At 69.1% G+C, this 25,088-nt stretch carries 23 protein-coding genes and 2 pseudogenes; 16 read left to right on the forward strand and 9 right to left on the reverse strand.

The genetic code is table 11. The annotated features are described in order from the left end of the window. Positions 1-1,016, reverse strand: a 1,016-nt coding sequence (locus AC01Y6_RS06245) for an AMP-binding protein (RefSeq protein ID WP_476670745.1), incomplete at its 3' end; no start/stop codon positions are given. Positions 1,017-1,143: 127 nt separating this feature from the next. Here AC01Y6_RS06245 and AC01Y6_RS06250 point away from each other — a divergent pair. The 9 genes and pseudogenes from AC01Y6_RS06250 (at position 1,144) to AC01Y6_RS06290 (ending at position 13,378) form a co-directional block, all read left to right on the forward strand. Then, positions 1,144-3,675, forward strand: coding sequence for an AMP-binding protein (locus tag AC01Y6_RS06250; RefSeq protein WP_476670747.1), 2,532 nt, complete (start codon positions 1,144-1,146; stop codon positions 3,673-3,675). Next, a complete protein-coding gene (gene acs / locus AC01Y6_RS06255) occupies positions 3,653-5,536 on the forward strand; it encodes an acetate--CoA ligase (RefSeq protein ID WP_476670748.1) in 1,884 nt (627 codons plus the stop codon). Before AC01Y6_RS06250 ends, acs begins: the two co-directional genes overlap by 23 nt. A gap of 206 nt (positions 5,537-5,742) precedes the next feature. After that, positions 5,743-5,991, forward strand: a complete 249-nt coding sequence (locus AC01Y6_RS06260; protein ID WP_428719574.1) for a DUF4212 domain-containing protein — start codon at positions 5,743-5,745, stop codon at positions 5,989-5,991. 9 nt (positions 5,992-6,000) lie between these two features. Continuing rightward, a complete protein-coding gene (locus AC01Y6_RS06265; RefSeq protein ID WP_476670750.1) occupies positions 6,001-7,743 on the forward strand; it encodes a sodium:solute symporter family protein in 1,743 nt (580 codons plus the stop codon). A 139-nt stretch (positions 7,744-7,882) separates the two neighbouring features. Next, positions 7,883-8,248 (forward strand): hypothetical protein, encoded by a 366-nt coding sequence (locus AC01Y6_RS06270; protein WP_476670752.1) that lies wholly within the window; start codon positions 7,883-7,885, stop codon positions 8,246-8,248. Continuing rightward, the gene (locus AC01Y6_RS06275; RefSeq protein WP_428719577.1) at positions 8,208-9,953 is read left to right on the forward strand and encodes a DUF294 nucleotidyltransferase-like domain-containing protein; all 1,746 of its coding nucleotides are present in this window, start codon (positions 8,208-8,210) and stop codon (positions 9,951-9,953) included. The genes AC01Y6_RS06270 and AC01Y6_RS06275 overlap by 41 nt, the downstream gene beginning before the upstream one ends. Positions 9,954-10,096: 143 nt before the next feature. Next, a pseudogene (locus tag AC01Y6_RS06280) lies at positions 10,097-11,218 on the forward strand (sensor histidine kinase); the annotation flags it as partial. Continuing rightward, on the forward strand, positions 11,142-11,495 hold the full coding sequence (locus AC01Y6_RS06285; protein WP_428715752.1) for a response regulator transcription factor: 354 nt from the start codon (positions 11,142-11,144) through the stop codon (positions 11,493-11,495). The pseudogene AC01Y6_RS06280 and the gene AC01Y6_RS06285, both read left to right, overlap by 77 nt. Next, a complete protein-coding gene (locus tag AC01Y6_RS06290) occupies positions 11,492-13,378 on the forward strand; it encodes a 3'-5' exonuclease (protein WP_476670754.1) in 1,887 nt (628 codons plus the stop codon). The genes AC01Y6_RS06285 and AC01Y6_RS06290 overlap by 4 nt, the downstream gene beginning before the upstream one ends. Here the strand turns inward: AC01Y6_RS06290 and purD are convergent. The 5 genes and pseudogenes from purD to AC01Y6_RS06315 all read right to left on the reverse strand — a co-directional run bounded on the left by purD (position 13,368) and on the right by AC01Y6_RS06315 (position 17,837). Next, positions 13,368-14,621 (reverse strand): phosphoribosylamine--glycine ligase, encoded by a 1,254-nt coding sequence (gene purD / locus AC01Y6_RS06295; protein WP_476670756.1) that lies wholly within the window; start codon positions 14,619-14,621, stop codon positions 13,368-13,370. The genes AC01Y6_RS06290 and purD overlap by 11 nt on opposite strands. Continuing rightward, a complete protein-coding gene (gene purN, locus AC01Y6_RS06300) occupies positions 14,618-15,505 on the reverse strand; it encodes a phosphoribosylglycinamide formyltransferase (RefSeq protein WP_476670757.1) in 888 nt (295 codons plus the stop codon). Before purN ends, purD begins: the two co-directional genes overlap by 4 nt. Before the next feature lie 102 nt (positions 15,506-15,607). After that, entirely contained in the window at positions 15,608-16,507 is a 900-nt protein-coding gene (locus tag AC01Y6_RS06305; RefSeq protein WP_476670758.1) for an MBL fold metallo-hydrolase, read from the reverse strand. Next, positions 16,501-17,295, reverse strand: coding sequence for a fumarylacetoacetate hydrolase family protein (locus AC01Y6_RS06310; RefSeq protein ID WP_347241876.1), 795 nt, complete (start codon positions 17,293-17,295; stop codon positions 16,501-16,503). The genes AC01Y6_RS06305 and AC01Y6_RS06310 overlap by 7 nt, the downstream gene beginning before the upstream one ends. Before the next feature lie 9 nt (positions 17,296-17,304). Beyond that, positions 17,305-17,837: pseudogene (locus AC01Y6_RS06315) on the reverse strand (glycerol-3-phosphate acyltransferase). A 75-nt stretch (positions 17,838-17,912) separates the two neighbouring features. Between AC01Y6_RS06315 and AC01Y6_RS06320 the strand changes: the two are divergent. From AC01Y6_RS06320 to AC01Y6_RS06340, 5 genes are read left to right on the forward strand one after another with little or no spacing between them, the layout of a single operon-like run. Then, complete coding sequence (locus tag AC01Y6_RS06320) at positions 17,913-18,947, forward strand: substrate-binding domain-containing protein (RefSeq protein ID WP_347241877.1); 1,035 nt, start codon at positions 17,913-17,915, stop codon at positions 18,945-18,947. 9 nt (positions 18,948-18,956) lie between these two features. Continuing rightward, on the forward strand, positions 18,957-19,403 hold the full coding sequence (locus tag AC01Y6_RS06325; RefSeq protein WP_476670760.1) for a YqhA family protein: 447 nt from the start codon (positions 18,957-18,959) through the stop codon (positions 19,401-19,403). Then, complete coding sequence (locus AC01Y6_RS06330) at positions 19,404-20,069, forward strand: hypothetical protein (protein ID WP_476670761.1); 666 nt, start codon at positions 19,404-19,406, stop codon at positions 20,067-20,069. It begins immediately after the preceding gene. A 10-nt stretch (positions 20,070-20,079) separates the two neighbouring features. Further along, positions 20,080-21,198, forward strand: coding sequence for an aminofutalosine synthase MqnE (gene mqnE, locus AC01Y6_RS06335; RefSeq protein WP_476670762.1), 1,119 nt, complete (start codon positions 20,080-20,082; stop codon positions 21,196-21,198). Beyond that, complete coding sequence (locus AC01Y6_RS06340; protein ID WP_476670763.1) at positions 21,195-22,010, forward strand: menaquinone biosynthetic enzyme MqnA/MqnD family protein; 816 nt, start codon at positions 21,195-21,197, stop codon at positions 22,008-22,010. The genes mqnE and AC01Y6_RS06340 overlap by 4 nt, the downstream gene beginning before the upstream one ends. A 39-nt stretch (positions 22,011-22,049) precedes the next feature. Here the strand turns inward: AC01Y6_RS06340 and nrdR are convergent, their stop codons facing one another. After that, entirely contained in the window at positions 22,050-22,541 is a 492-nt protein-coding gene (nrdR, locus tag AC01Y6_RS06345; protein WP_347241882.1) for a transcriptional regulator NrdR, read from the reverse strand. Beyond that, complete coding sequence (locus AC01Y6_RS06350; RefSeq protein WP_347241883.1) at positions 22,538-23,245, reverse strand: SDR family NAD(P)-dependent oxidoreductase; 708 nt, start codon at positions 23,243-23,245, stop codon at positions 22,538-22,540. Before AC01Y6_RS06350 ends, nrdR begins: the two co-directional genes overlap by 4 nt. A 28-nt stretch (positions 23,246-23,273) precedes the next feature. On the opposite strand from AC01Y6_RS06350, the gene AC01Y6_RS06355 reads away from it, so the two are divergent. Then, on the forward strand, positions 23,274-23,753 hold the full coding sequence (locus AC01Y6_RS06355) for a macro domain-containing protein (RefSeq protein ID WP_428715764.1): 480 nt from the start codon (positions 23,274-23,276) through the stop codon (positions 23,751-23,753). Between the two features lie 106 nt (positions 23,754-23,859). On the opposite strand, the gene AC01Y6_RS06360 is transcribed toward AC01Y6_RS06355, so the two are convergent. Beyond that, positions 23,860-24,723, reverse strand: a complete 864-nt coding sequence (locus tag AC01Y6_RS06360) for a putative Ig domain-containing protein (RefSeq protein ID WP_476670765.1) — start codon at positions 24,721-24,723, stop codon at positions 23,860-23,862. A gap of 30 nt (positions 24,724-24,753) precedes the next feature. Here AC01Y6_RS06360 and AC01Y6_RS06365 point away from each other — a divergent pair. After that, the coding region (locus AC01Y6_RS06365) for a dCTP deaminase (RefSeq protein WP_476670766.1) at positions 24,754-25,088 on the forward strand (335 nt) is incomplete at its 3' end.

Here is a 25,088-nt window from a genome sequence, read left to right on the forward strand (position 1 = left end):
GGCCAGTTGGGGGCCCCCTCGTACATCACCGTGGTGGCCCCGTTCAGAAGAGGCCCGTAGACCACGTAGGAGTGCCCGGTGATCCAGCCCACGTCGGCGGTGGACCAGTAGACGTCCTCGTCCTTGAGGTCAAAGACCAGCTTGGTGGTGTAGTAGACGTAGGTCATGTACCCGCCCGTGGTGTGCAGGACCCCCTTGGGCTTCCCCGTGGAGCCCGAGGTATAGAGGATGAAGAGGGGGTCCTCCGCCTCCATGGGCTCGGCCTCGCACCGGTCGGGGGCGGCCTCCATGAGCTCGTGCCACCAGTGGTCCCGGCCCGGGGTCCAGGGGACCTCCTCCCCGGTGCGGCGCACCACCACCACGTGCTCCACGCTGGGGGCGTCCTTTAGGGCCTCGTCGGCGTTCTGCTTGAGGGGAACGATCCCGCCCCGGCGGAAGCCCCCGTCGGCGGTGATGAGGACCTTGGCCTCGGCGTCCTTGATCCGGTCCGCCAGCGCCCCGGCGGAGAAGCCGCCGAAGACCACGGAGTGGACGGCCCCGATCCGGGCGCAGGCCAGCATGGCGATGGCCGCCTCGGGGACCATGGGGAGGTAGATGGTGACCCTGTCGCCCTTCTTCACCCCCAGGCGCTTGAGGACGTTGGCGAACTTCTGCACCTCGCGCCAGAGGTCATGGTAGGTAAGGACCCTTTCTTCCCCCGGCTCCCCCTCCCAGATGAGGGCCGCCTTGTTGCGCCGCCAGGTCTTCACGTGGCGGTCCAGGGCGTTAAAGGCCAGGTTGGTCTTCCCCCCCACGAACCACTTGGGGTGGGGGAGGCCCCCCTCCAGGACCTTCTGCCAGGGTTCAAACCAGTGGAGCTCCGAGGCCACCCGTCCCCAGAAGCCCTCGGGGTCCTGAAGGCTTTCCCGGTAAAGCCGCTCGTACTCCTCCTCGCTCCCGATGTGGGCCTGCTTGCGGAAGGCCTCGCTGGGGTAGAACACCCGCTCTTCCTTAAGAACGCCCTCAATCCGGTCCATACCCCCTCCTTTGCCCCTGAGGATAGAGGGGACCTCCCCCGGGGTCAAGAAACGGGGGGTTTTTCACCATGTGCCAAACCCCCCGTTTCTTGACAGGGGAGGCGGCCCTCGCAGAAGATGGCCCTAAATGGCCAGGAAGCGGAGCCTTTCCACGGTCCAGGCCGCTTTGCGCATCCTCGCCTACTTGGCCGAGCACCCCGAGGGGGTGGAGGTCAAGGAGGTGGCCCGCCTCCTGGGGAAAAGCCTCTCCACCGCCTACGCTCTCCTCAACAGCCTCGCCCAGGAGGGCTTCGCCGTGAAGACGGAGCGGGGCTACCGCCTGGGCAAGGCCCAGCCCGTCCTGGCCCAAGCCCCCCCGCTGGAGGAGGCCCTGGAGGAGCTCTACCTGCGCACCCGGGAGCGGTGCTACCTGGCCCTCCCCACCCCAGAAGGGGTGCGGCTCAAGACCCGGGGGCGGCAGGGCCAGCCCCACCCCCTGGGGGAGGTCCTGCCGGAGGAGGCCCACGCCCTGGCCCTGGGCAAGGTCTTTCTCGCCTACGGGGCTTTGCCCCTTCCCCCCTTGCGCCCCCGCACCCCCTACACCCTCACCGATCCCCTGGCCCTGGAGGAAGAGCTTAAGCGGGTGCGGGAGTCGGGCCTGGCGGTGGAGATGGAGGAGTACGCCCCGGGGCTTTCCGCCCTGGCCGCCCCCCTCTTCGGCCCCAAGGGGGAACTCCTTGGGGCCTTGGGGGTAGTGGTGCCCGCGCGGCGCTTCCCCTTCGCCTTCAGCCGGCTGGCCCGGGCCCTCTCGGAGGTGGCCCAGGTCTCCCCCCACCTGCCGCCCCCGGAGCCTCCCTCCCTGCCGCCCCCGGTGGAGATCCCCGCCCCTCAGGAGGCGGTGGAACCCCCTCCGGACCTGAAGGCCCAGGCCAATCTAAAATGTTTTCAGGAAGCTTACCGGCAAAGCCTCGAGGACCCCGAAGGCTTCTTTGGGGAGTGGGCCCGCACCTTCGCCTGGGAGAGGCCCTGGGACCGGGCCTACGACCCCGAGGGGCGCGCCTGGTTCGTGGGCGGGCTCACCAACGCCGCCCTGAACGCCCTGGACCGCCACCTGCCGGAAAGGGCCCAGCAGGTGGCCCTCCTCACCCTGGACGGGGAGGGGAACCTCTCCAAGTGGACCTACCGGGAGCTTTGGGACCTCTCCGCCCGTTTGGCCGGGGTCCTGAAGGGCCTGGGGGTGAGGAAGGGGGACCGGGTGGCCCTGTACCTGCCCACCGGCCTCGAGGCCGCCCTGAGCCTCCTCGCCCTGGCCCGCCTGGGGGCGGTGCACGTGGCCCTGCCCGTGGGCCTGGGCCCCGAGGCCCTGAGGGCGCGCCTTGTCGCCAGCCAAGCCCGCCTCCTAATCGCCGCCGACGGCTACTTCCGCCGGGGGCAGCTCGTCCCCTTACGCCCGGTGGTGGAGGCGGCCCTCTTTGGGCTGGACCTGCCCGTCCTCTGGCACCCCCGGGGCACCACGGAGTTCCTGGAACGGGCCACGGAGGGCCAGCTCGAGGAGTCCTGGCCCGTCCCCGCGAACCACCCCCTCTTCCTCCTCCACACCTCGGGCTCCACCGGCACCCCCAAGGGGGTCCTCCACGGCCACGGGGGGTACATGGTGGGGGTGGCCTGGGCCCTGCGCCACCTCTTTGACCTGAAGCCCGGGGAAGTCTTCCACACCACCGCCGACCTCTTCTGGGTGGTGGGGCACTCCTTCGGCCTCTACGCCCCCCTCTTTCTCGGGGGCACGAGCCTCCTCCTGGAAGACCGCCCCGACCACCCGAGCCCCGCCGCCTTCTACGAGCGCCTAAAGCGCCTCGGGGTGAACCTCCTCCTCACCTCCCCCACCTTCCTCCGCACCCTCCGCCGCCACGGGGAAGCCAGGCCCACGGGGCTTCGCCTGGTGGGAAGCGTGGGGGAAGCCCTGGCCCCCGAGGTGTGGCGCTGGACCCGGGAGCATCTGGCCTGGCCCCTGGACAACTGGTGGCAAACGGAGCTCGGGGCTCCGGCCCTGGCCACCCCCCTCTCCCTTCCGGCCAAGCCGGGGTACGTGGGGGTGCCCTTGCCCGGGGTGGAGGCCCGGGTGGTGGACGGGGAAGGCCGGATCCTGCCCCCGGGGGAGAAGGGGCACCTGGTCCTCCTGCGCGCGGGACCGGCGCAGATGGTGGGCCTCTTGGGCGGGGAAAGCCCCTGGAAAGGGGGGCTCTACTGGACGGGGGACCTGGCCGCCGTGGACGAGGAGGGGTATTTCCACATCCTGGGCCGCAGCGACGAGGTCATCAAGGTGGGGGAGGCCAGGCTCGGCACCGCCGAGGTGGAGGCCGCCCTCCTCACCCACCCCCAGGTGGCGGAGGCCGCGGCCATCGGGGTGCCGGGGGAGGAAGGGGAGGAGATCGCCGTCTTCGTGGTGCCTAGAAAGGAGGTTCCCGAGGAGCTCAAACCCCTCCTGGCAGAGAAGCTCAAGGCCCACCTCCTCCGCCACCTGGGGCCTCTGCCGCCGCCCAAGGTCTTCTTCGCCGAAAGCCTCCCCCGCACCCGGAGCGGCAAGATCCTGAGGCGGCTTCTTAAAGCCCAGCTTTTAGGCGTGGACCCGGGGGACACCTCGGGATTGGAGGAAGAGTATGGCGGTAGAAAAGCTCTTTAAAGCTGAGGAACGGCTTTGGGCTCCCGAGGCCCTGCGCCAAGGGGCCAACCTCCAGGACTTCGCCTCCGAGTACCGGAGAAGCCTCGAGGACCCCGAGGGGTTCTGGGGAACCTGGGCGAGGCGCTTCCACTGGGAAAAGCCCTTTGAGAAGGTCCTGGAGTGGAACCTCCCCGAGCACCGCTGGTTCCTGGGCGGCACCACCAACGCCGTCTACAACGCCCTGGAACGGAACGTGGAGCGGGGCCTCCGCAACAAGGTGGCCCTCCTCTACCTCTCCGAGGACGGACGGGAGGAAAAGCTCACCTACGGGGAACTCCTGGACCGGGTGCGCCGCCTGGCCACGGGGCTTAGGCGCCTTGGGGTGGAAAAGGGGGACCGGGTGGTGGTCTACATGCCCCTCACCCCCGAAGGGGTCCTCGCCATGCTCGCCACCGCCTACCTCGGCGCCATCCACAGCGTGGTCTACGCCGGGCTTGGGGTAGCGGCCCTCAGGGAGCGCATCCTGGACGGGGGGGCCAAGCTCCTCATCGCCGGGGACGTGGGCTACCGCCGGGGCAAGGGGGTGGACCTAAGGAGCATCGCCGAGGAGGCCATCCGGGACCTGCCCCTAAAGGTGGTCTGGTTCCAGCGGGCCTACAAGGCGGAGCTTCCCGAAGGGCACTACGATTTCCACGAGCTCCTCTGGGAAAGCCCTCCCGAGGCCCGGGCGGAGATGGTGGAGGCCGAGCACCCCCTCTTCATCCTCTACACCTCGGGCTCCACGGGGAAGCCCAAGGGCGTGGTCCACGTCCACGGGGGGTACATGGTGGGCACCACCTACCACCTCCGCGCCTTTTTTGACGTAAAGGACGACGACGTCTTCTGGGCCACCAGCGACATCGGCTGGATCGTGGGCCACTCCTACATCGTCTACGCACCCCTTCTGGAAGGGATCACCTCCGTCCTCCGGGAAGGGGCCCCCGACCACCCCGACCCCGGGGCCTTCTGGCGGGCGGTGGAGCGGTACCGGGTGAACGTGATGTTCACCGCCCCCACGGCGGTGCGCATGTTCATGCGGTTCGGCCCCGAGTGGCCAAAGAAGTACGATCTCTCCTCCTTGCGCCTTCTCGCCGTGGCCGGGGAACCCCTAAACCCCGAGGCGTTGAAGTGGGCCTACGAGCACCTGGTGGACGGGGGTAAGCGGGGATTCGTGGCGGACAACTGGTGGCAGACGGAGCTCGGCGGCCCCACCCTGGGAACCCCCCTCGTCCTCCCCGCCAAGCCCGGCTTCGCCGGGGTAGCCCTCCCCGGGGTGGAGGCGGAGGTGGTGGACGAGGAGGGAAGGCCCCTTCCCCCGGGGCAGGGCGGTCTCCTCGTCCTCAAGCGCCCCTTCCCCCACATGATGCGCACCGTCTGGGGGAACCACGAGCGCTACCTCCGGTACTGGCAGGAGGTCCCGGGGGGGGTCTACGCCAGCGGGGACGTGGCGAGCAAGGACGAGGAGGGCTACTTCAGCGTCTTGGGCCGGGCGGATGACGTCTTAAACGTGGCCGGGCACCGCATCGGCACCGCCGACGTGGAAAGCGCCCTGGTCTCCCACCCCGCCGTGGCCGAGGCCGCGGTCATCGGCGTCCCCGACCCCCTAAAGGGAGAGGCCATCCAGGCCTTCGTGGTCCTGAGGCTCGGGCAGACGCCCTCGGAGGAGCTGAAGGAGAGCCTGATCCAGCACGTCCGGCGCGAGCTCGGGCCCATCGCCACGCCGAGGGAGGTGGTCTTCCTGGACAAACTCCCCAAGACCCGCTCGGGGAAGATCCTGAGGCGCCTTCTCAAGGCCCAGGCCCTGGGCAAAGACCCCGGGGACCTCTCCACCCTGGAGGAGTAGACCGCCTCCCAGCGCCCCCACCCTGGCCAGGGTGGGGGTTGGGTGTGGCGGCCCAGGGCCTTTAGGGAAAACCCCTCCTTTTGCGTATGCCCGCAAAGCCAAGGTTTCTTGACAGGTTCCTCATCCCTCCCTAAGATAACCGCCAACCGCGAGGGAAGGCGTCCTTGGGGAACGCTCCAGGCGTTTCCCACGCGGGGGAGGGAGCTATGGAGAAGCTGGAGGCATACTGGAAGGCCAACACGTCCCTCATTCGCAACCTTCTCATCGTATGGGCCTTGGTTTCCTACGTCTTTGGCATCCTCCTGGTGGAGCCCCTGAACGGCATCCGCCTGGGGGGGCTTCCCTTGGGCTTTTGGTTCGCCCAACAGGGCAGCATTTACGTTTTCGTGGTCCTCATCTTCTACTACGCTTGGAAGATGGACCAGCTGGACCGGCAGTACGACGTGCACGAATAGGAGGCAACCATGAGCGTTGAAGCTTGGACTTATCTCCTTGTGGGCCTCACCTTCGCCCTTTACATCTACATCGGGTACGCCTCGAGGGTACGGGAGACCGCCGGGTTCTACGTGGCGGGCCGAGGGGTGCCCGCCATCGCCAACGGGGCGGCCACCGCCGCCGACTGGATGTCCGCCGCCAGCTTCATCTCCATGGCGGGCCTCATCTCCTCCATGGGGTACGACGGGGCGGTCTACCTCATGGGCTGGACGGGGGGGTACGTGCTTTTGGCCCTCCTCCTCGCCCCCTACCTCAGGAAGTACGGCAAGTACACCGTGCCTGACTTCATCGGGGACCGCTACTACTCCAACACCGCCCGGGCGGTGGCCGCCATCGCCACCATCTTCATCTCCCTCACCTATGTGGCGGGGCAGATGCGGGGCGTGGGCATCGTCTTCAGCCGCTTCCTGCAGGTGGACATCGCCACCGGGGTCATCATCGGGGTGGCGGTGGTGGCCTTCTTCGCCGTGCTGGGGGGCATGAAGGGCATCACCTGGACCCAGGTGGCCCAGTACACGGTGCTCATCATCGCCTACCTGATCCCGGCCATCGCCATCGCCAACGTCCTCACGGGCAACCCCATCCCCCAGCTGGCCTTCACCTTTAGCGACCTGGTCCAGCGTCTGAACCAGATCCAGGTGGACCTGGGCTTCACCGAGTACACCAAGCCCTTCCAGGGCAAGCCCATGATCGATATCCTGGCCATCACCCTGGCCCTGATGGTGGGCACCGCCGGCCTCCCCCACGTGATCATCCGCTTTTACACCGTACCCGACGTGCGCTCAGCCCGCTACTCGGCGGGGTGGGCCCTCCTCTTCATCGCCCTTCTCTACACCACCGCCCCGGCCCTGGCGGCCTTCGCCCGCTACAACCTGATCTCCACCCTGAACGGGAAGACCCTGGAAGAGGTGCGCCAGATCGACTGGGTAGCCAAGTGGGAGAGGACCAAGCTCCTGGCCTTCGTGGACAAGGACGGGGACGGGAAGGTGACCTTCGCCCCGGGGCGGGCCTTCGCCCTGAAGGGGGGTCGGCCCGACTTCAACACCCCGGACGAGAAGAGCAAGAACGAGATCCACATTGACAACGACATTATCGTCCTCTCCACTCCGGAGGTGGCCCGCCTGGCCCCTTGGGTGATCGCCCTGGTGGCGGCGGGCGGTCTGGCGGCGGCTCTCTCCACGGCGGCCGGCCTGCTCCTGGCCATGTCCAGCGCCATCTCCCACGACATCTACTACCGCATCTTCCGGCCCAACGCCACCGAGGCCCAGCGCCTCCTGGCGGGCCGCATCGTCATCCTTCTGGCGGTGATCCTGGCGGGCTACTTCGGCATCAACCCGCCGGGCTTCGTGGCCCAGGTGGTGGCCTTCGCCTTTGGCCTGGCGGCCTCCAGCCTCTTTCCCGCCATCCTGCTAGGCATCTTCGACAAGCGCATGAACCGCGAGGGGGCCATCGCCGGCATCCTGGTGGGGCTCATCTTCACCGCCACCATGATCGGGATGATGCGCGCCCCCCAGATCTTCGGGGCTCCTGCCCCGGTGATCCCCAACCTCTTCGGCATCAGCGCCGAGGGCGTGGGGGTCATCGGCATGCTCCTCAACTTCCTGGTGGCCTACCTGGTCTCCCGGGCCACGCCTCCGCCTCCGGGGCACATCCAGCACCTGGTGGAGGATATCCGTATCCCCAAGGGGGCAGGCAGGGCGGCGGAGCACTAATACCACCCCATGCTGGCTTGCGCCAGCATGGGGTAATACCCCACTGCGGCTTTGGCCGCGGTGGGGGTTTGGTTCAGCCCTGGTGCGGGCATTCCGCGTTGCGAAACCAACGTGGGGGCACCTATACTGAGGACAGCCCATGGCCCATCTCTACCTTAGGTTTTATCTGGGAAGCCTCCTTCTCCTCTTCGGCTTCTACCTGAGCGGCCACTACCTCCTGGGCCTTCCCTTTCCCACCCCTAGGACCCTCTTCCACATCGCCCTGGGAGGCGGTCTGGGGGTGGGGCTTGGGGTGCTTTACCACCGCCTCTGGCCCCTTCCGCCCCTGGGGCTTGGCCGGGTGGTGCGGCTTTTCGTCCTTCTGCCCCCGGCTTTTATGCTGGGGATCGGCCTCATGCTTTTCCTCCAAGCCCAGGTAGCCCTCCACTTCATCGTTCCTCTCCTGGCCTGGCTCACCCCCGCCTATGGACCCCAGGACGGTACCGCCCCTGAGCGCCCTTCCTGAAGAGGAACGGGAGGCCCTCTTGCGGGAAGCCCGGGAGGAGGCTCACCCCGCGGGCGCCCACCTCCTGGAGCAAGGCGGGGCCGTGGCTTCGGCCCTCTACCTGGTGCTGGAGGGGCAGGTGGCCCTTCTGGACGGGGAAGAGGAGGTGGGGACCCTCGAGGCCGGGGAGTTTTTCGGCTTCCCCTCCCTCCTTTCCGGGGAACCCCCCGCTTTCAGCGTGGTGGCCAAGACCCCGGTGCGGCTTTTGGCCTTCCCCGAGAGGGCCTTCCGGAAGCTCCTCCTCTTTCCTGAGGCCGCCCGCTTCTTCGGCCAGGGCCTGGCGGACCGGGTGCGGCTCCGGGCGGCCACCGACCTTTCCCTCTTCAGCCCGGTGGGCAGGCTCATAAGGCGCCCGCCCGTCTTCATCAAGCCCTCGGCCAGCGTCCAGGAGGCGGCCTTAAGGATGCGGGAAGAAGGGGTTTCCAGCCTCCTGGTGGAGGGAAGCCCCTTGGGCATCCTCACCGACCGGGACCTAAGGAACCGGGTCCTGGCCGAGGGCCTTCCCCCCACCACCCCCGTGGCCCAGGTGAGGACCGCCCCCCTCTTCGCCCTCCCCGCCGACACCCCCATCTACGAGGCGGTGGCGGCCATGGTGGAGCGGGGGGTCCACCACCTGCCCCTCTTGGAGGGGGAGAGGGTGGTGGGGGTGGTCACCCACACCGACCTGGTCCTCCACCAGGCCCAAAACCCCCTCCTGCTCCTTAGGCGCATAGAACGCCTGGAGCTGGAGCGCTACGCCGAGGAGGTGGCCCGGCTGGTGGAGGGGCTCTTCGGGCGGGGCCTCGAGGGGGTGGAGATCGGCCGGGTGGTGGCCTCCTTGAACGATGCCCTCATCCGCCGACTGGTGGGGGAAGCCGAGGCCGCCCTGGGACCTCCCCCTGTGGCCTACCGCTTCATGGTCTTTGGCTCGGAAGGCCGCCGGGAGCAGGCCCTCCTCACCGACCAGGACAACGCCTTGGTCCTGGGGGAAGACGGACACGAGGCCTACTTCCAGGCCCTGGCGGAGCGGGTGGTGGGGGGGCTTCTTAGAGCGGGCATCCCCGAGTGCAAGGGAGGGTACATGGCCACCCGCTGGCGCCTTCCCCTTCCCGCGTGGCTGGAAACCTTCCGCAGGTGGATGCAGGCCCCCGAGCCCCAGGCCCTCCTGGAGACCCAGATCTTCTTTGACTTCCGCGGGGTGGCGGGGGAGCTTTCCCTAAAGCCCCTGGAGGAGGCGGTCCTGGAGGGCGGCCAGAGAGGGGTCTTCCTCTACCACCTGGCCCAGGCGGCCCTGGCCTTCCGCCCGCCCTTGGGCCTCTTCGGCCGGGTGCGCACAGAGGAGGGCTTTGTGGACCTCAAGCGCTCGGCCCTGGCCCCCATCGTCTCCTTGGCCCGGCTCTACGCCCTCCTGGCGGGAAGCCCCGCCCGCGGCACCTTAGAAAGGCTCAAGGCGGCGGAAGGAACCACCCTAAGCCCGGAGGGGGCCGAGCGCTTGGCCGAGGCCTTCCGCTTCTTCTTTCACCTCCGGCTCAAGCACCAGCTCCTCGCCTGGCAGAAGGGGGAGGCCATCGGCAACCGGGTGCTTTGGGCCGCCTTGAGCCCAGGGGAGAAACGGCAGGCCCTGGAGGGCTTCCGGGCCATCCAGGAGATCCAGGAAAGCACCGCGATGCGCTTCCAGCTGCGATGAGGGAAAAGGCCGTAGCCCTCTTCCTCTTGGCCCTTCTCCTCTTCCTCCTGCCTCTGGAACTCCTCTTCCCGAGGCCCCAAGGCCCCTTTGGGCTTCCACCCCTTTACCTCTACCTCTTCGGGGCCTGGGGCCTGGTGATCCTTTTGGCCCACCGCTTCCTGGCGAGCCTCCTCCTGAACCTGGGCCTGACCCGAGGGGTCTCCCTCCTCACCCGGGGGGCGGCCCCCAGGGAGAGGCGCACGGGGGAGGTGGAGGAGCTTTCCGCCCTCCTCCGGCGGGTGCTGGGCCTCGAGGCGGAGGAGGCCTTCCGCAAGGAGGCCCAAGGCCTCTCCGGACCGGAGGCGGCGGCCCGGGCCGAGGCCCTCCTGGCGGGGGCGGTGGGGCCGGCCACGGCCCGGCTCCTCCTCTCCGTCACCCGGGAGGCTCCCCCGGAAGCCCTATTGGAGGCGGCCCGGGAGTCCAGGGAGGTGCGGGCCTACGCCAAGGCCCTGGAGGAGGCCCGGAGGGAGCTTTCCGAGGCCTACGAGCGGCTCAAGGCCCTGGACCAGGCCAAGGACGAGCTCCTTTGGGCCGTGGCCCACGAGTTCAAGACCCCCCTCACCTCGGTGCGGGCCCTGGCGGAGATCCTAAGGGCCCATCCTGACCTCCCCGAGGAGGAGCGCCGCCGCTTCACCGAGCTTCTTTCCAAGGAAGCCCTCCGCCTTTCCCGCCTGGTGGAGGAAGTCCTGGCCTACACCCGCCTGCAAGGGGGCCTCCCCCTCCGCCTGGAGCCCACGGACCTGAAGGCCCTGGCCGGGGAAGCCCTGGCCCTGGCCGAGCCCCTGGCTCGGGAAAAGGGAGTTAGAATAGAGGCCCACCTGGAGGAGGTCCACGCCCTCACCGACCGGGACCGGGTGCTTCAGGTCCTCCTGAACCTCCTCCACAACGCCCTGCGCCACGCCCGAAGCCTCGTGCGCCTGGAGCTTGGCCAAAGGGACGGGGAGGTCCTCTTCCGGGTGCAAGACGACGGCCCCGGGGTGCCCGAGGCCCTGCGGCCCCGGATCTTTGAACCCTTCCAGAGCTTCGCCGGGGGGACGGGGCTTGGGCTTTTCCTGGCCCGGAGGCTGGTGGAAGCCCTGAGGGGGCGGATCTGGCTGGAGGAAGGGGAGGGGGCCCGTTTCGCCTTCGCCTTACCCCTGGAGGTGAACCATGCGGATCCTGGTGGTGGACGACGAGGAAAGCATCCTGATACCCCTGGAGTTTCTCCTGAAGAAGGCGGGGCATGAGGTGGCCCTGGCCCGCACCGGGGAGGAAGCCCTGGCCCACCTGGAAGCCCTCCCTCCCGACCTCGTGGTCCTGGACCTCATGCTCCCCGGGCTGGACGGCTTTGACGTCCTGGAGCGCATCCAAGGCCTTGCCCAAAGGCCCAAGGTCCTCGTCCTCACCGCCCGGAACAGGGAGGCCGACCAGGCCAAGGCCAAGGCCCTGGGGGCCGAGGCCTTCATGGCCAAGCCCTTTGGCATCCAGGAACTCCTGGACAAGGTGGCGGAGCTTCTGGGATGAAAGAGGTCCTCCGTTTCCTCGGAGCCCTGCTCCTGGGGCTCGTGCTCCTGGGAGGCGCCGTAGGGCTGGGCCTCTTCCTCCTCCTCCAGGGGGAAGAGGCCCTGGTCCAGGAGCTTGCCCGCCTGGCCCGGGAAAAGCTTCCCCTTCTCCTCTTCGCCTTGCTCCTCTTCCTCCTGGCCCTGGCCGCCCTGCTCCACCCCCTCTTCCTGGGCTACCTGGCGGCCGCCCGGGCCCTGGGGCAGGAGGCCCAGGCCCTCTTGGTCAACCCCGGCCACCGCCTTCCTTTGAGAGGCCCCCTGGAGCTTCAGGCCCTGGCCCACCTCATCCAGCGCCTGGCCGAGGAAAAGGCCGCCTTGGAGGAGGAGGTGGCCGCCCGGGTGGCCGAGGCCAAGGCCCTCCTGGAGCGGGAGCGAAGCGTGCTTTCCGCCCTCATCGGCCACCTGCCCCAAGGGGTGGTCCTGGCCAACCCCAAGGGCCAGGTCCTGCTCTACAACCCCTCGGCCCGGCGGCTTCTGGGGGAGGGCCTGGGGGTGGGGAAGAGCCTCTTCGCCCTCCTGGACCGGGAGCTTCTGGTCCACGCCCTGGGGCTTCCTGGGGAGCGCTTCCTCACCCAGACCCGGGGGAGGGCCCTGGCCCTCAGGGCCGTGCCCCTCCAGGGAGAGGAGGGTTTCCTGGTCATCCTGGAAGCGCCCGAAGAGGAAAAGGGGCTGGACGAGACCGTCCTCCACCGCCTGAAGGACAAGCTGGCCGGGCTCAAGGCCCTGGTGGAGCTCCTGGAGGCCGAGGTCCAGGAGGCCCGCCCCCTAGCCCAAGCCGCCCGGGAAGCGGCCTTGGAGTTGGCCCGGCTCCTCCAGGAACTCAAGCCCCCCTCGGAGGCGGCGGAGGTTCTGGCGGAGGACCTCCTCACCCTCCTCTCCCAGGCCCTGGAGCGGGAGGCGGGGGTCCACCCCGGCCTCGTCCTGGCGGAAGAGGCCAAGACCCTCCTGGTGCAGGTGGACACCTACGCCCTGGCCCGGGGCCTGGCCGCCACCCTGAAGGAAAACGAGGAGGTCTTCCTGAAGGGAGAGGGGGAAGGCGGCCTCCTCCACCTCACCCTCACCTTCCCCCACCCCGCTCCCCCGCCCCACCCCCTCCTCAAGGAGGCGGTGGAGAGGGCCGGGGGAAGCCTCTGGGCCGAGGGGAGCCGCCTCCACCTCCTCCTGCCCGCCCGGAAGGCCCCGAAGCTTTCCCTGCCCGAAGGCCCCCCGCCCCGGGCCGCGGTCTTTGACCTTGCCCTCCTCCAGGTCCCCGAGGCCCTCGAGGAAGCCCCCCTGGAGGGCCTCCTCTACACCGCCTTTGACCTGGAGACCACGGGGCTGGACCCCGCCAAAGACGCCATCGTGTCCATAGGAGCGGTCCACGTCCTAGGGACCAGGGTCCTCCGCCACGAGGTCCTCGAGGCCCTGGTGGACCCGGGCCGCCCCATTCCCAAGGCCTCCCAGGAGATCCACGGCCTTACCTGGGAAATGCTCCAGGGAAAGCCCCGGCTGGAGGAGGTCCTGCCCGCCTTCCGCGCCTTCATAGAGGACACCGTTCTCCTCGCCCACAACGGGGCCTTTGACATGGCCTTCCTGAAGCGGGCGGGGATAGACCACCCCCCCTTGGTGGACACCCTCCTCCTCGCCCACCTCCTCTTCCCCGACCTCAAGGACCACCGCCTGGAAGCCCTGGCGGAGCGCTTCGGGGTGCCCGTCCTAGGGCGGCACACCGCCTTGGGGGACGCCCTCATGACCGCAGAGGTTTTCGCGCGCATGGTCCCCCTCCTCAAAGAGCGGGGCCTCCGCACCCTGGGGGCGGTGCTTTACGCCTGCGAGAGGCTCCCCTTGGCCAAGCTCAGGTACTGAGGCGGGCAAGGGCCTTCCGCCCGATGTCCTTCCGGTACACCGCCCCGGGAAAGCCCACCCGGGGAAGGAAAGCGTAGGCCCGCTCCAGGGCCTCTCCCAGGTCCTTCCCCAGGCCCACCACGTTTAGGACCCGCCCCCCGGCGCTCACGAGCCTGCCCCCTTCCCTCCGGGTCCCGGCGTGGAAGACCAAGACCCCTTCCGGGGGCTCGGGCACCTCTAGGGGGATCCCCCTCCTCGGGCTTTCGGGGTAGCCCGGGGCGGCCAGGACCACGCAGGCCGAAGCCCCCCCCTTCCAGGAAAGCCTCGTCCCCGCAAGCCTCCCCTCGGCCACCCTTAGGGCCAGGTCCACCAGGTCGTTCTCCAGGAGGGGGAGGAGGGCCTGGGCCTCGGGGTCGCCGAAGCGGGCGTTGAACTCCAGCACCTTGGGGCCTTCCCGGGTGAGCATGAGCCCGGCGTAGACCACCCCCCGGTAGACCACCCCTTCGGCCTCCAGCCCCCGGACGAGGGGCCAGAGGACCTCCTCCTCCACCCGCCTTAGGGTGGCCCCGTCCATGGGGTAGGGGGCCACCGCCCCCATCCCCCCGGTCATGGGGCCCTCGTCCCCGTCCAGGAGGCGCTTGTGGTCCTGGGAAGGGAGGAGGGGAAGGACGGCCTTTCCGTCGGTGAGGGCGAGGACCGTGGCCTCCTCCCCCTCGAGGTACTCCTCTATCACCACCTCTCCCCCTTCGGGACCGGAGAGAAGGTTGATCACCGCCTGCTTGGCCTGGTGCAGGTCAAAGGCCACCGTGACCCCCTTCCCCGCGGCGAGCCCGGAGTCCTTGACCACCACCGGCACCCCCACCTCCTCCAGGTACTCCAGGGCCTCGAGGGGCTCCTGGAAGACCCTATAGCGCGCCGTGGGGATGCCGTAGCGCTCCATGAGGCCCTTGGCGAAGGCCTTGGAGCCCTCAATCATGGCGGCCTTCTGCGTGGGGCCGAAGAGCAAAAGCCCCCGGGCCTGGAAGGCGTCGGCGATGCCCTCCACCAGGGGGGCCTCCGGGCCCACCAGGGTGAGGTCTATCCCCTCGGCCAGGGCCCAGTCCGCCAGGGCCTCCACGTCCCCGTTCCAGGGGACGAGTTCGGCCAGGGCCGCCATACCGGCGTTGCCGGGGGCGGCGTAGAGCCTCTCTACCTGTGGGCTTTGCGCCGCCTTCCAGAGGAGGGCGTGCTCCCGCCCCCCGCTTCCCACCACCAGGACCTTCATGGCGAGGATTCTACCCGCAAGGCCCCCTCCACCCGGGCCCGGACCTCGGGGGGAAGCTCCGCCACCTCCTCCAGGAGGGCCGGGTCGGACCCACCAAGGAGGTGGGCGGCGAGGAAGGCGGCCCGCCCCCACTCCCCCCCTTGCCCCAGGAAGGCGGGGCCCACCCGCTCCTCCCGCCCCCAGGCCCTAAGGAGGGCCCAGGCCCGGAGGTAGAGGGGCTTTTCCCGCGGGGAGAGGACCTGGAAGGCCCGGGCCGCCTCCTCCCCGAGCCGCTCCTCCAGGTCGGAAGGCGGGGGGAAGGCGAGGCCCAGGAGGAGGAGGCGGACGGCCTTGGGGTAAAGCCGGTGCTCCAGGCGGAGGACGCGGGCCTCCAGGGTCTTCGGGGTGTCCCCGGGGAGAACGGGCACCCGCCCCTGGAGGAGGATGGGCCCCGTGTCCACCCCCTGGTCCACGAAGTGCACCGTGGAGCCGGTTTCCCGCTCCCCCGCGGCGAGGACCCGCTCGTGGACCCGAAGCCCCGGGTAGTCGGGGAGGAGGGAAGGGTGGAGGTTGAGGAGGCGGCCGTACCAGGGCTCCACGAAGCGGGGCGAGAGGAGGCGCATGAAGCCTGCCAGGAGGACGAGGTCCACCCGCCTTGCCTCCAGGAGCCCCAAGGCCTCTTCCTCAAAGGCCCGCCGCCCCCGCCAGGGGAGGGCCTGGGCCTCCACCCCCCGCCTTCTCGCCCTTTCCAGGGCGAAGGCCCCGGGGTTGTCCGAGACCACCAGGACCACCTCCCCCAAGGGGTGCCCCTGGGGGAAGGCCTCGAGGAGGGCCTCGAGGTTCGTCCCCCGGCCCGAGGCGAAAACCGCCATCCGGGCGGGCCGTCCCAAGGGAAAGGGCCCCATCTACGTACCCCACCGCGGCTTTTGCCGCGGTGGGGGCCCCAAAAGCGCTTTCCCACAGCCCAAGCCCGGGTATCCCATGTTGCAGGGCCAACGCGCGGGCACCTAGCCTCCCAAGGCCTCGGGGTGGTGCTTCTGCCAGTAGCGCGCCAGGCCCTGGAGGTTCATGAAGGGGGGGTCGGCGAGGGCGTAAAGGCGCATGCCCGCCTCGTCCACCCCGGCCCTCCTAAGGCCCTCCCGCCAGTAGGCCTCAAAGCGGCGGACCATCTCCTCCTCGGAAAGCCCCTCCTTCAGGCGGTGGAGGACCCAGCCCGCCCAGGCCTCCAGGGTCTCCCGCAGGGCCTGGAGGTGGGCCTCCACGTCCTCGTAGGCGCCGAAGTGGGTGAGGTAAAGGGCCTTGGGGCGGAGGGCGAGGAGGCGGTCCAAGGAGGCGTACCAGCTCTCCAGGTGGATGTCCGGGGGCGGGGTTGGGGGCAAAACGGGCCCCGGGGCGATGCGCACCCCGGCCACGTCCCCGGTGAAGACGAGGTCCCCCACCCGGTAGGCGTGGTGGTGGCCCGCGTGCCCCGGGGTCTCCAGGGCCTGGACCTCGAGGCCGCCTAGGGCCACCACCTCCCCGTCGGCCAGGGGGCGCACCCTCTCCTTCGCGATCCCCCGGACCTCGCCCCAGAGGGCCTTTAAGGCGTCCCCGTAGATCCGCTCGGCGGAGGCCAGGAGCCTCGAGGGGTCCACCAGGTGGGGCGCTCCCTTGGGGTGGACGTAGACCGTGGCCCCAAGCTCGGCCAACCGCCAGGCCGCCCCCGCGTGGTCCAGGTGGATGTGGGTCACGAAGACGTGGCGCACCTCCTCGGGGGCCACCCCCTCCGCCCTCAAGGCCTCCACAAGCCGCGGGTAGCAGCTTTCCGGCCCCGTCTCCACGAGGACGGGCCCCTCCCCGGAGTCCAGGAGGAAGCTCGCGATGACCCGCTCCACCCCCTGGAAGCGGAGGTCCAAGACCTTCACCACGGCCTCTCCTCCTTGGGTCCGATAAGGGTGTGAAGGGTGCCCACCCCCTCCACCGCCACCTCAATCCGGTCCCCGGGGCTCAGGGCCCCCACGCCGGAAGGGGTCCCGGTGAGGACCACGTCCAAGGGCTCCAGGGTCATGAAGCCGGAGATGTAGGCGAGGATCTCCGCCACGCTGAAGATCATCTGGGAGGTGTGCCCCTCCTGCCTAAGCTCCCCGTTCACGTAGGCGCGGACCCAGGTGTTCTCTGGGTCCAGGTCGGTCTCCACCCAAGGGCCGAGGGGCAGGAACTTATCGGCGCTCTTGGCCCGGACCCACTGCAGGTCCTTCTTCTGCACGTCCCGGGCGGTGATGTCCACGGCCACGGTGTAGCCCAGGACGTGGTCCAGGGCTTTCTCGGGAGGGACGTTCCGCATCCTGTCCCCGACGACCACGGCGAGCTCCCCCTCGTAGTGGAGCTCCTCGGTGAAAAAGGGGTAGGGGACGGGCTCGGCGGTGCCCCAAGGGTCCCTGGGGTTCCCGGGCCGGGCCAGGGTGTTGGGCCCCTTGAGGAATAGGCCGGGCTCCTTGGGGAGGTCCTCGCCGAAGTCGTGGCCCATCTCCTTGATGTGCTCCCGGTAGTTCCGCCCCACGCAGACGACCTTGGTGGGGGTAGCCGGGGGCAAAAGGGTGACGGAGGCCAGGTCGTACCGCTTTCCCGTGGGGTTCCCCCCGGGGGCGTCCGTCTCCAGGACCAGCTCGCCCTCGAGGATTCCCCACCTCCCCTCGTTGAAGCGCAGGATCTTCATGCCCTAAAGCTACCATTTTCCCAAGAGGATTTGCAGGCCCCGGAGGAGGACCACCCCCGCCACCAAAAGCGCCCCCAGCCGGCCCTCGGCCGGGGCCAGGAGGAGGAGGGCCAGGTAGCCGAAGATGGCCCCGAAGGGGATGGGGTAAACCCCCTCCGCCCCTTCCGCCAGTAGAGGAGGTGGTACGCCCCCGCCACCCCAAGGCCCAAAGCCGTGGCCCAAAGGGTCTCTTCGGGAAGCCAGACCAGGAAGAAGCCCAAGGAAGGGGCGATCCCCCCTCCCCCCCGGAAGCGGAAGAAGAGGGGCCAGTTGTGCCCCGCCACCAGGGCCGCCCCGGCGTAGGGGCGGAGCCCAGGGGGGGTGAGGAGGGCGGCCAAGGCCCCCTTTCCCAGGTCAAAGAGGACCACCAAAAGGGCGGCCCAGGGGCCCCTTTGGCGGAAGACCCCCGAGCCCCCGGGAAGGTCCCTTCCCCGCACCCCGGGAAAGAGGAGGAGCCCCCCCACCAGGGAGCCCAGGAGGTAGGCCAGGAGGAGGTGGGCCATGCCCCCATTCTTGCAAAGGCCGAGGCCCTGGCGTATCCTGAGGATGGAAGTTTCCATGAAGCGCTTCCACACGCCATGAGGAAGAAGCAACCCACCATCCACGAGGTGGCCGCCCGGGCCGGGGTGGGCCTGGGCACGGTGAGCCGGGTCCTCAACAACCACCCGGCGGTGCGCCCCGAGACCCGGGCCCGGGTCCTTAGGGCCATGGAGGAGCTGGGCTACACCCCCAACCCCCACGCCCGCAGGATCGCCGGGGGGCGGAGCTACACGGTGAGCGTCCTCCTGCCCTTCGTGGCCACGGAGTTTTACCGCAGGCTCATAGAGGGCCTCGAGGGGGTCCTCCTGGAAAAGCGCTACGACCTGGCCCTCTTCCCCATCCTCTCCCAGGCCCGGCTCAAGCGCTACCTGGAGAGCTCCACCCTGGCCTACCTCACCGACGGCCTCATCCTCGCCTCCTACGACCTCACGGAGCACTTTGAGGAAGGCCGCCTCCCCACCGACCGCCCCGTGGTCCTGGTGGACGCCAAAAACCCCCGGTACGACTCGGTCTACCTGGACAACTTCCTAGGGGGGAGGCTCGCCGGGGCCTACCTCGCCCGCTTCCCCGGGGCCATCTTCGCCATCAAGGTGGAGGAGGAACCGGACCGGGCCTTCCGCCACACCGTCTTCGCCGAGCGCATGGCGGGCTTCCTGGAGGCCCTAAAGGAGGCGGGCCGCCCCTTCCCGGAGGACCACCTCTACGTCACCCGCCTCTCCCAGGAAGGCGGGCGGCTCGCCCTACGCCACTTCCTGGAGAAGGCCTCCCCACCCTTAAGCGTCTTCGCCGGGGCGGACCAGGTGGCCCTGGGAGTCCTGGAGGAGGCCCAAAGGCTCGGCCTCACCCCCGGAAAGGACGTGCGGGTCCTGGGTTTTGACGGGCACCCCTTCACCGAAGAGGTGGGGCTTTCCACCATCGCCCAGCCCGTGGAGGCCATGGGGGCCAGAGCGGCCCAGCTCCTCCTGGAGAGGATGCAGGGCTACGCCGGAGCCCCCCGGGAGGTGCGCTTTGAGCCCACCTTGGTGGAAAGGACCTCCACCCTGACCCCGGGCCCCGCGCCCTACGTGCCCTAGAATCCTCCCATGGGCTTCTGGAACGCCTTGACCAACCTGGTGCGCTGGATCGTGGTCCTGCCGGTGGCGGGCCTTTTGCTTGGGGCCTTTTACTTCGCCTGGCACGCCTTTTGGGAGGCCGTGGGCGCCCTGGGGCAGGGCCTCGAGGCCGCCCTCCCCGCCCTGGTGGGGGCCGTGGACCTGGCCCTCCTCGCCGCCGTCTTCCTCATCTTCGGCGTGGGCCTCTTTGAGCTTTTCATCGGCAAGCTGGCGGTGCCCTTGGAAAACGTCCTGGCGGTCCAAAGCCTCGCCGACCTCAAGAACAAGCTGGGCCAGGTCATCGTCATGATCCTGGTGGTGAAGTTCTTTGAGAAGGCCCTGGCCTTCAAGCCAAAGGAGGCCCTGGACTTCCTCCTCTTCGCCGGGGGGGTGGCCCTTCTGAGCGCCGCCTTGTGGCTGGCGCGGGCCAAGGAGTAGGTGCTGGTCTACCTGGACCAAAACCACGCAAGCCGCATGGCCAAGCACCTCCTGGGCCAAAGGGGGCACGAGGCCTTCGGCAGGCTCTTCCAGGCCCTAAGGGGGAAGGCCCTCGCCCCTCCGAGCCCCTTCCACGTCCTGGAAACCCTCCATCCCCAGCGGGGCCCAAAGGAGAAGGCGGGCTACCTCCTCCCCGCCCTCCAGGAGGTCTTCGCCGCCCTCTCGGGGGGCCTTTGGGTGCGCCCCTGGCAGGAGGTGGCCCTCAGGCAGGAGAGGGGGCTTTACCGGGAGGACTTCCTCCACCGGGGGGGAAGCTGGGAGACCCCGGCGGACCTTTCCCCTTTCCAGGGGCTTCCCGAGGCCCTCCGGGGCCTCCCCTACCGGGAGGCCCAAGCCCTCGCCCTGGAAGAGGTGCGAAAGCGCGCCGGGCTCAAGGAGGTGCCCTTTGCAAGGCTCCTCGCCCACCTCCTCGCCAAGATGGCCTCGGACCCCGGGCGCAAGCCCCGCCCCTCCGACCTCTTAGACGCGGTCATGGCGGCCACGGTCTACCCCTACGTGGACCTCCTCCTCACCGACCGCTACCTGAGAAACCTCCTCCCCGAGAAAAGCGTGGGGGGAAGGCAAAAGGAGGTGGAGGCCCTGGTCAGCCGCCTCCAAGGGGAGTAGACTCCAGGGCGTGAGAGGGATCCGGGACCCCCGCCTCCTCCCCATCGCCGAGAAGGTGCTGGAAGGGAGGCGGCTTTCCTTTGAGGACGGCCTTTTGCTCTACCAAACCAAGGACCTCCCCACCCTCATGCGCCTCGCCAACCTGGTCCGGGAAAGGAAGCACGGGCACAAGACCTACTTCGTCCACTCCATCCGCGTCTCCCAGACCAACATCTGCTACGTGGGGTGCACCTTCTGCGCCTTCCAAAGGCGCTTCGGGGAGGAGGGGGCCTGGGACTGGGACGTGGAGGAGGTGGTGGCCTGGGTAAGGGCACGCTACCAGCCGGGGCTCACGGAGATCCACCTCACGGCGGGCCACCACCCCAAAAGGCCCTTCTCCTACTACCTGGACCTGGTGCGGGCCCTCAAGGAGAGCTTCCCCGGGGTGCAGGTGAAGGCCTGGACCGCGGCGGAGATCCACCACTTCTCCAAGATCGCCCGCCTCCCCTACCGGGAGGTCCTAAAGGCCCTGAAGGAGGCGGGCCTGGACGCCATGCCGGGAGGGGGGGCGGAGATCTTCGCCGAGAGGGTGCGGCGGAGGATCGCCCGGGCCAAGGTCTCGGCGGAAGGGTGGCTGGAGATCCACCGCACCGCCCACGAGCTCGGCATCCCCACCAACGCCACCATGCTCTACGGGCACATAGAGACCCTCGAGGAGCGCCTGGACCACATGGAGCGCTTAAGGCGGCTCCAGGACGAAACAGGGGGCTTCATGAGCTTCATCCCCTTGGCCTTCCAGCCCGACGGAAACCAGCTCGCCCGGGAGCTCGGCAGGAGGGAGTTCACCACGGGCCTAGACGACCTCAGGAACCTGGCCGTGGCCCGGCTCTACCTGGACAACTTCCCCCACATCAAGGGGTACTGGGCCACCCTGACCCCCGAGCTCGCCCAGGTCTCCTTGGACTGGGGGGTCACGGACATAGACGGCACCCTCATAGAGGAGAGGATCGTCCACATGGCGGGCAGCCCCACGCCCCAGGGCCTCACCAAGCGGGAGCTCGCCCGGATCATCCTCATGGCGGGCCGGATCCCCGTGGAGCGGGACGCCCTCTACCGGGAGGTGCGGGTCTGGGACCAGGTGGAGGCGTGAGGCCCTACGTCCTGGGCCTTCCCCGCTACGCCAACGTCGCCCCCCTTCACCACTTCCTGAGGCTCGAGGGCCTCCAGGTCCTTTATGCCGTCCCCGCGGAGCTCAACCGCCTCCTTCTCTCGGGGGAGGTGGGGCTTTCCCTGGTCTCCAGCTACCTTTACCTCAAGCACCAGGACGCCTTGGGCCTCCTCCCCGACTTCTCCGTGGCCGTGCTTGGCCCCGTGTACTCGGTGAACCTCTTTCACGTGAAGCCCCTCAGGGACCTCAAGCGGGTGGCCCTCACCACGGAAAGCGCCACCAGCGTGGCCCTGCTAAAGCTCCTCCTGAAGGAGGCCGGGGCCGAGCCCCGCTACGAAGGTCGGGAGGGAGGGCTGGAGCTCCTTTCCGCCTACGACGGCGTCCTCCTCATCGGCGATCGGGCCATTCAGGCCTACGCCGCCCTTCTTCGGGAAGTCCCCAGAACGCCCCACGCCCTCCCCACCCGCTTCGGGGAGGTGGAGGTGGCGGACCTCTCCACCCTGTGGTTTCAAAGGACCCGCCTCCCCTTCGTCTTCGCCGTCTGGGCCTACCGGAAGGAAAACCCTCCCCCCAAGGCCCTGGTGGAGGCCCTGAGGGAGGCCCGGCGGGAGGGCCTGGGGCGGCTTAGGGAGGTGGCCGAGGCGGAGGCCCAAAGGCTCGGCGTCCCCCCCCTCCTCCTCCAGCACTACCTCTGGAACTTCCGCTACCACCTGGAGGAACCCGACCGCTTGGGGTTAAAGGCCTTCGCCGAGGCCCTCGGCCTCCCCTTCGCCCCGGTGTTCTATCCCGAATAGCGGGCTTGCCTTGCAAAGATCAGGGCGACGGGTGTGTATTTAGGGTTCTTCTCTCCCTTCTCCCGCTCCCTCCGGGGTACTAGGCGAGCCCACCCCAAAAAGGTAGCGGATCTCCTCAATGAAGCGCTCCACCGAGTCAAACTCCCGGTAGACCGAGGCGAAGCGGATGTAGGCCACGTGGTCCAGGTCCTTGAGGAAGGCCATGGCCTTTAGGCCGATCTCCTCGGAGGAGATCTCGGGGCCCGGCACCTGGTCTTCAAAGGTGTAGGCGAAGCGCTTCAGGGCCTCCCGGTCCACGGGCCGCTTCTCGCAGGCGAGGAGGAGGCCCCTTAGGAGCTTGTCGGGGTTGAAGGGCTCTTTGCGGCCGTCCCGCTTGACCACCATGAGGGGCTCGAGCTGGGTGCGCTCGTAGGTGGTGAAGCGGCGTCCGCAGGAGGGGCACTCCCGCCGCCTGCGGATGGCCATGCCCTCGTCGGAGGGCCTCGAGTCCACCACCCGGGTGTCGGGGTGGCCGCAGTAGGGGCACTTCATGGCAGCTCCCTCAAGGCGGCGTAGGGTTCAAACTCCAAGGGGGGCTCGGGGAGCTGGACCTCGAGGACCACCCCCCGGATCCCCTCGGAGACCATGGACCCCAGGCCCAAAGCGGCCCGGACCAAGGGCAGGTCGTAGGGGTCGCCCACGGGGTCACGGGAGGGCACCACGCCGTTCACCCGCACCCCGGGGAAGGTGCGGGTGGCCCCCTCTATGAGGCCCTCCACCGCCTTACGCACGGAGACGGTGTGGGGCTCTATGCGGGCCGCGGGCGGTAGAACGATGGTCACGAACCCGCCTCCCGCCAGGTGCCTTAGCCCTTGTTGGAGGACGTAGAGGCTAGACTTCACGTCCTGGCTCATGAGGTCGTACCACTCGCCCTCCAAAAGCTCCACGAAGGGGGTCTTGCTCTCGGCGGTGGTCACGTGGACGATGCCGTCCAGGAGGCCAAAGAGCTCCTCCACCTTCTCAAAGGTGCTGGTCACGTCCAAGACCACGCTCATGTCCCCGCGGATGGGGATGGCCGTGGCCCCCAGGGCCTCCACCTCCGAGGCCACCCCCGTGGCGAGCTCCACCTCGGGGTCCACGGCGATGACCGTGGCCCCGTTGCGCCCGTACCCGTGGGCGATGGCCCGCCCGAACCCCCGGCCCGCGCCCGTGACCATGACGATCTTCCCCTCGAGGCCCAAGAGGTCCCGTGACATCAGGCCCATTGTACGGGAAAATAGGGGCATGGCCCGAATCCGCGTGGCCCAAGGGGACATCACCGAGTTCCGGGGGGACGCCATCGTCAACGCCGCCAACAACTACCTGAAGCTCGGGGCCGGGGTGGCGGGGGCCATCCTCCGGAAGGGCGGCCCCTCCATCCAGGAGGAGTGCGACCGCATCGGCAAGATCCGGGTGGGAGAGGCGGCGGTCACGGGGGCGGGGAGCCTCCCGGTGCGCTACGTCATTCACGCCGCCGTCCTGGGGGACGAGCCCGCGAGCCTGGAGACGGTGCGTAAGGCCACGAAAAGCGCCCTGGAGAAGGCGGTGGAGCTTGGGCTAAGGACCCTGGCCTTTCCCCTCCTCGGCACCGGGGTGGGGGGGCTTCCCGTGGAGGCGGTGGCCCGGGCGATGCTGGAGGAGATCAAGAAGGCCCCGGACACCCTGGAGGTCACCCTCTACGGCTACCGCGAGGAGGACGCCGAGGCCATCCGCAGGGCGCTCTAGAGGGGTTTTCCGGTAGCGGACCAGGCGCGCCGCCTCCTTTGGGGCGGCGCGAAGGGGCGCGCGGGAAGGCCCCACCCCCGCAAGGGCCGAAGGGCGAGGCCCTTCCTCAGGGAGCCCCCCCTTGCCCCGACCCCTCCCCCGGGGGCGGGGCCTGAACCTTGGGGAAGTAGCCCTGGGCGAGAAGCCGGAGGTCCGCCTCCCCCACCTTGCCGTCCCCGTCCAGGTCCCCCTTCAGCTCCTTCCCCTCCCGACCCCAGTTCTGGGCCAGGGCGAGAAGGTCGGCGAAGGGCCTCCCCCGGGAAGGGGCCTGGCCCGAAGGCTTCCCCTCCTTGTCGTAGAGGACCACCTGGGGCGAAAGCCTCGGGGTGAGGGGCTTCTCCGGGGTGAGGAGGAGGCGGAAGGCCTCCTGGTCCTTGAGGGGCCTCGGGAAGGCCATGTCCAGGCGGAGGAGGCGGCTTTGGGGATCGTAGTCCAGGAGGTGGACGGGGCTTAGGGCCTCGAGGCTCGCGAGGTCGGGGCTGAGGCCAGGAAGGCGCACCTCCAGCTGGAAGCCCACCGCCTCCCGCCCCTCCACCCGGGCGAGGAGGAGGAAGGGCCCCTCCACCTGGGCCGGGGGGAGGACCAGGGTGAGCCTCGGCGGGGGCGGGTCGGAAACCGTGAGGGTGAGCTTCTGGGCCCGGCTGTTTTTGGCGGCATCCTCCACGGTGAGGATGAGGGCGAAGCTCCCCTTCTCCTTGGGCACCCCGGAAAGCCTTCCCCCCTGGAAGGTGAGGCCCTGGGGGAGCTTCCCGTCCAGGCCGAAGCTATAGGGCCGCACCCCTCCTTCGGCGCTGAAGACCGCCTGGTAGGGCTCCCCCAGGTAGGCCGGGGGAAGGGCGGTGGCGGTGAGGCGCAAGGGGTCCAGGCCCGCTCCCACGTCCTGGGCGCCGCAGGCGGCGAGGAGGAGGGCCAGGGGCCAAAGCTTCCGCATGAGCCAAGTCTAGCGGGTATAGTTGAGGGCATGGTGAAGCCGGACTGGTGGATCCGGGAGATGGCGAGGAAGGGCATGATTGAGCCCTTTGAGGAGAGGCTCGTGCGGGAGGGGGTCATCAGCTACGGGCTTTCCTCCTTCGGGTACGACCTCCGGGCCGCCCCGGAGTGGAAGATCTTCACCAACGTCTTCTCCAGCGTGGTGGACCCCAAGCGCTTTGATCCCAAAAGCTTCGTGGAGTACGAGGGGGAGGAGGTGGTGATCCCCCCCAACTCCTTCGCCCTCACCCGGAGCGTGGAGTACATCCGCATGCCGGACAACGTCATCGCCATCGCCCTGGGCAAGAGCACCTACGCCCGGTGCGG

It is taken from the genome of Thermus sp. (assembly GCF_056332225.1).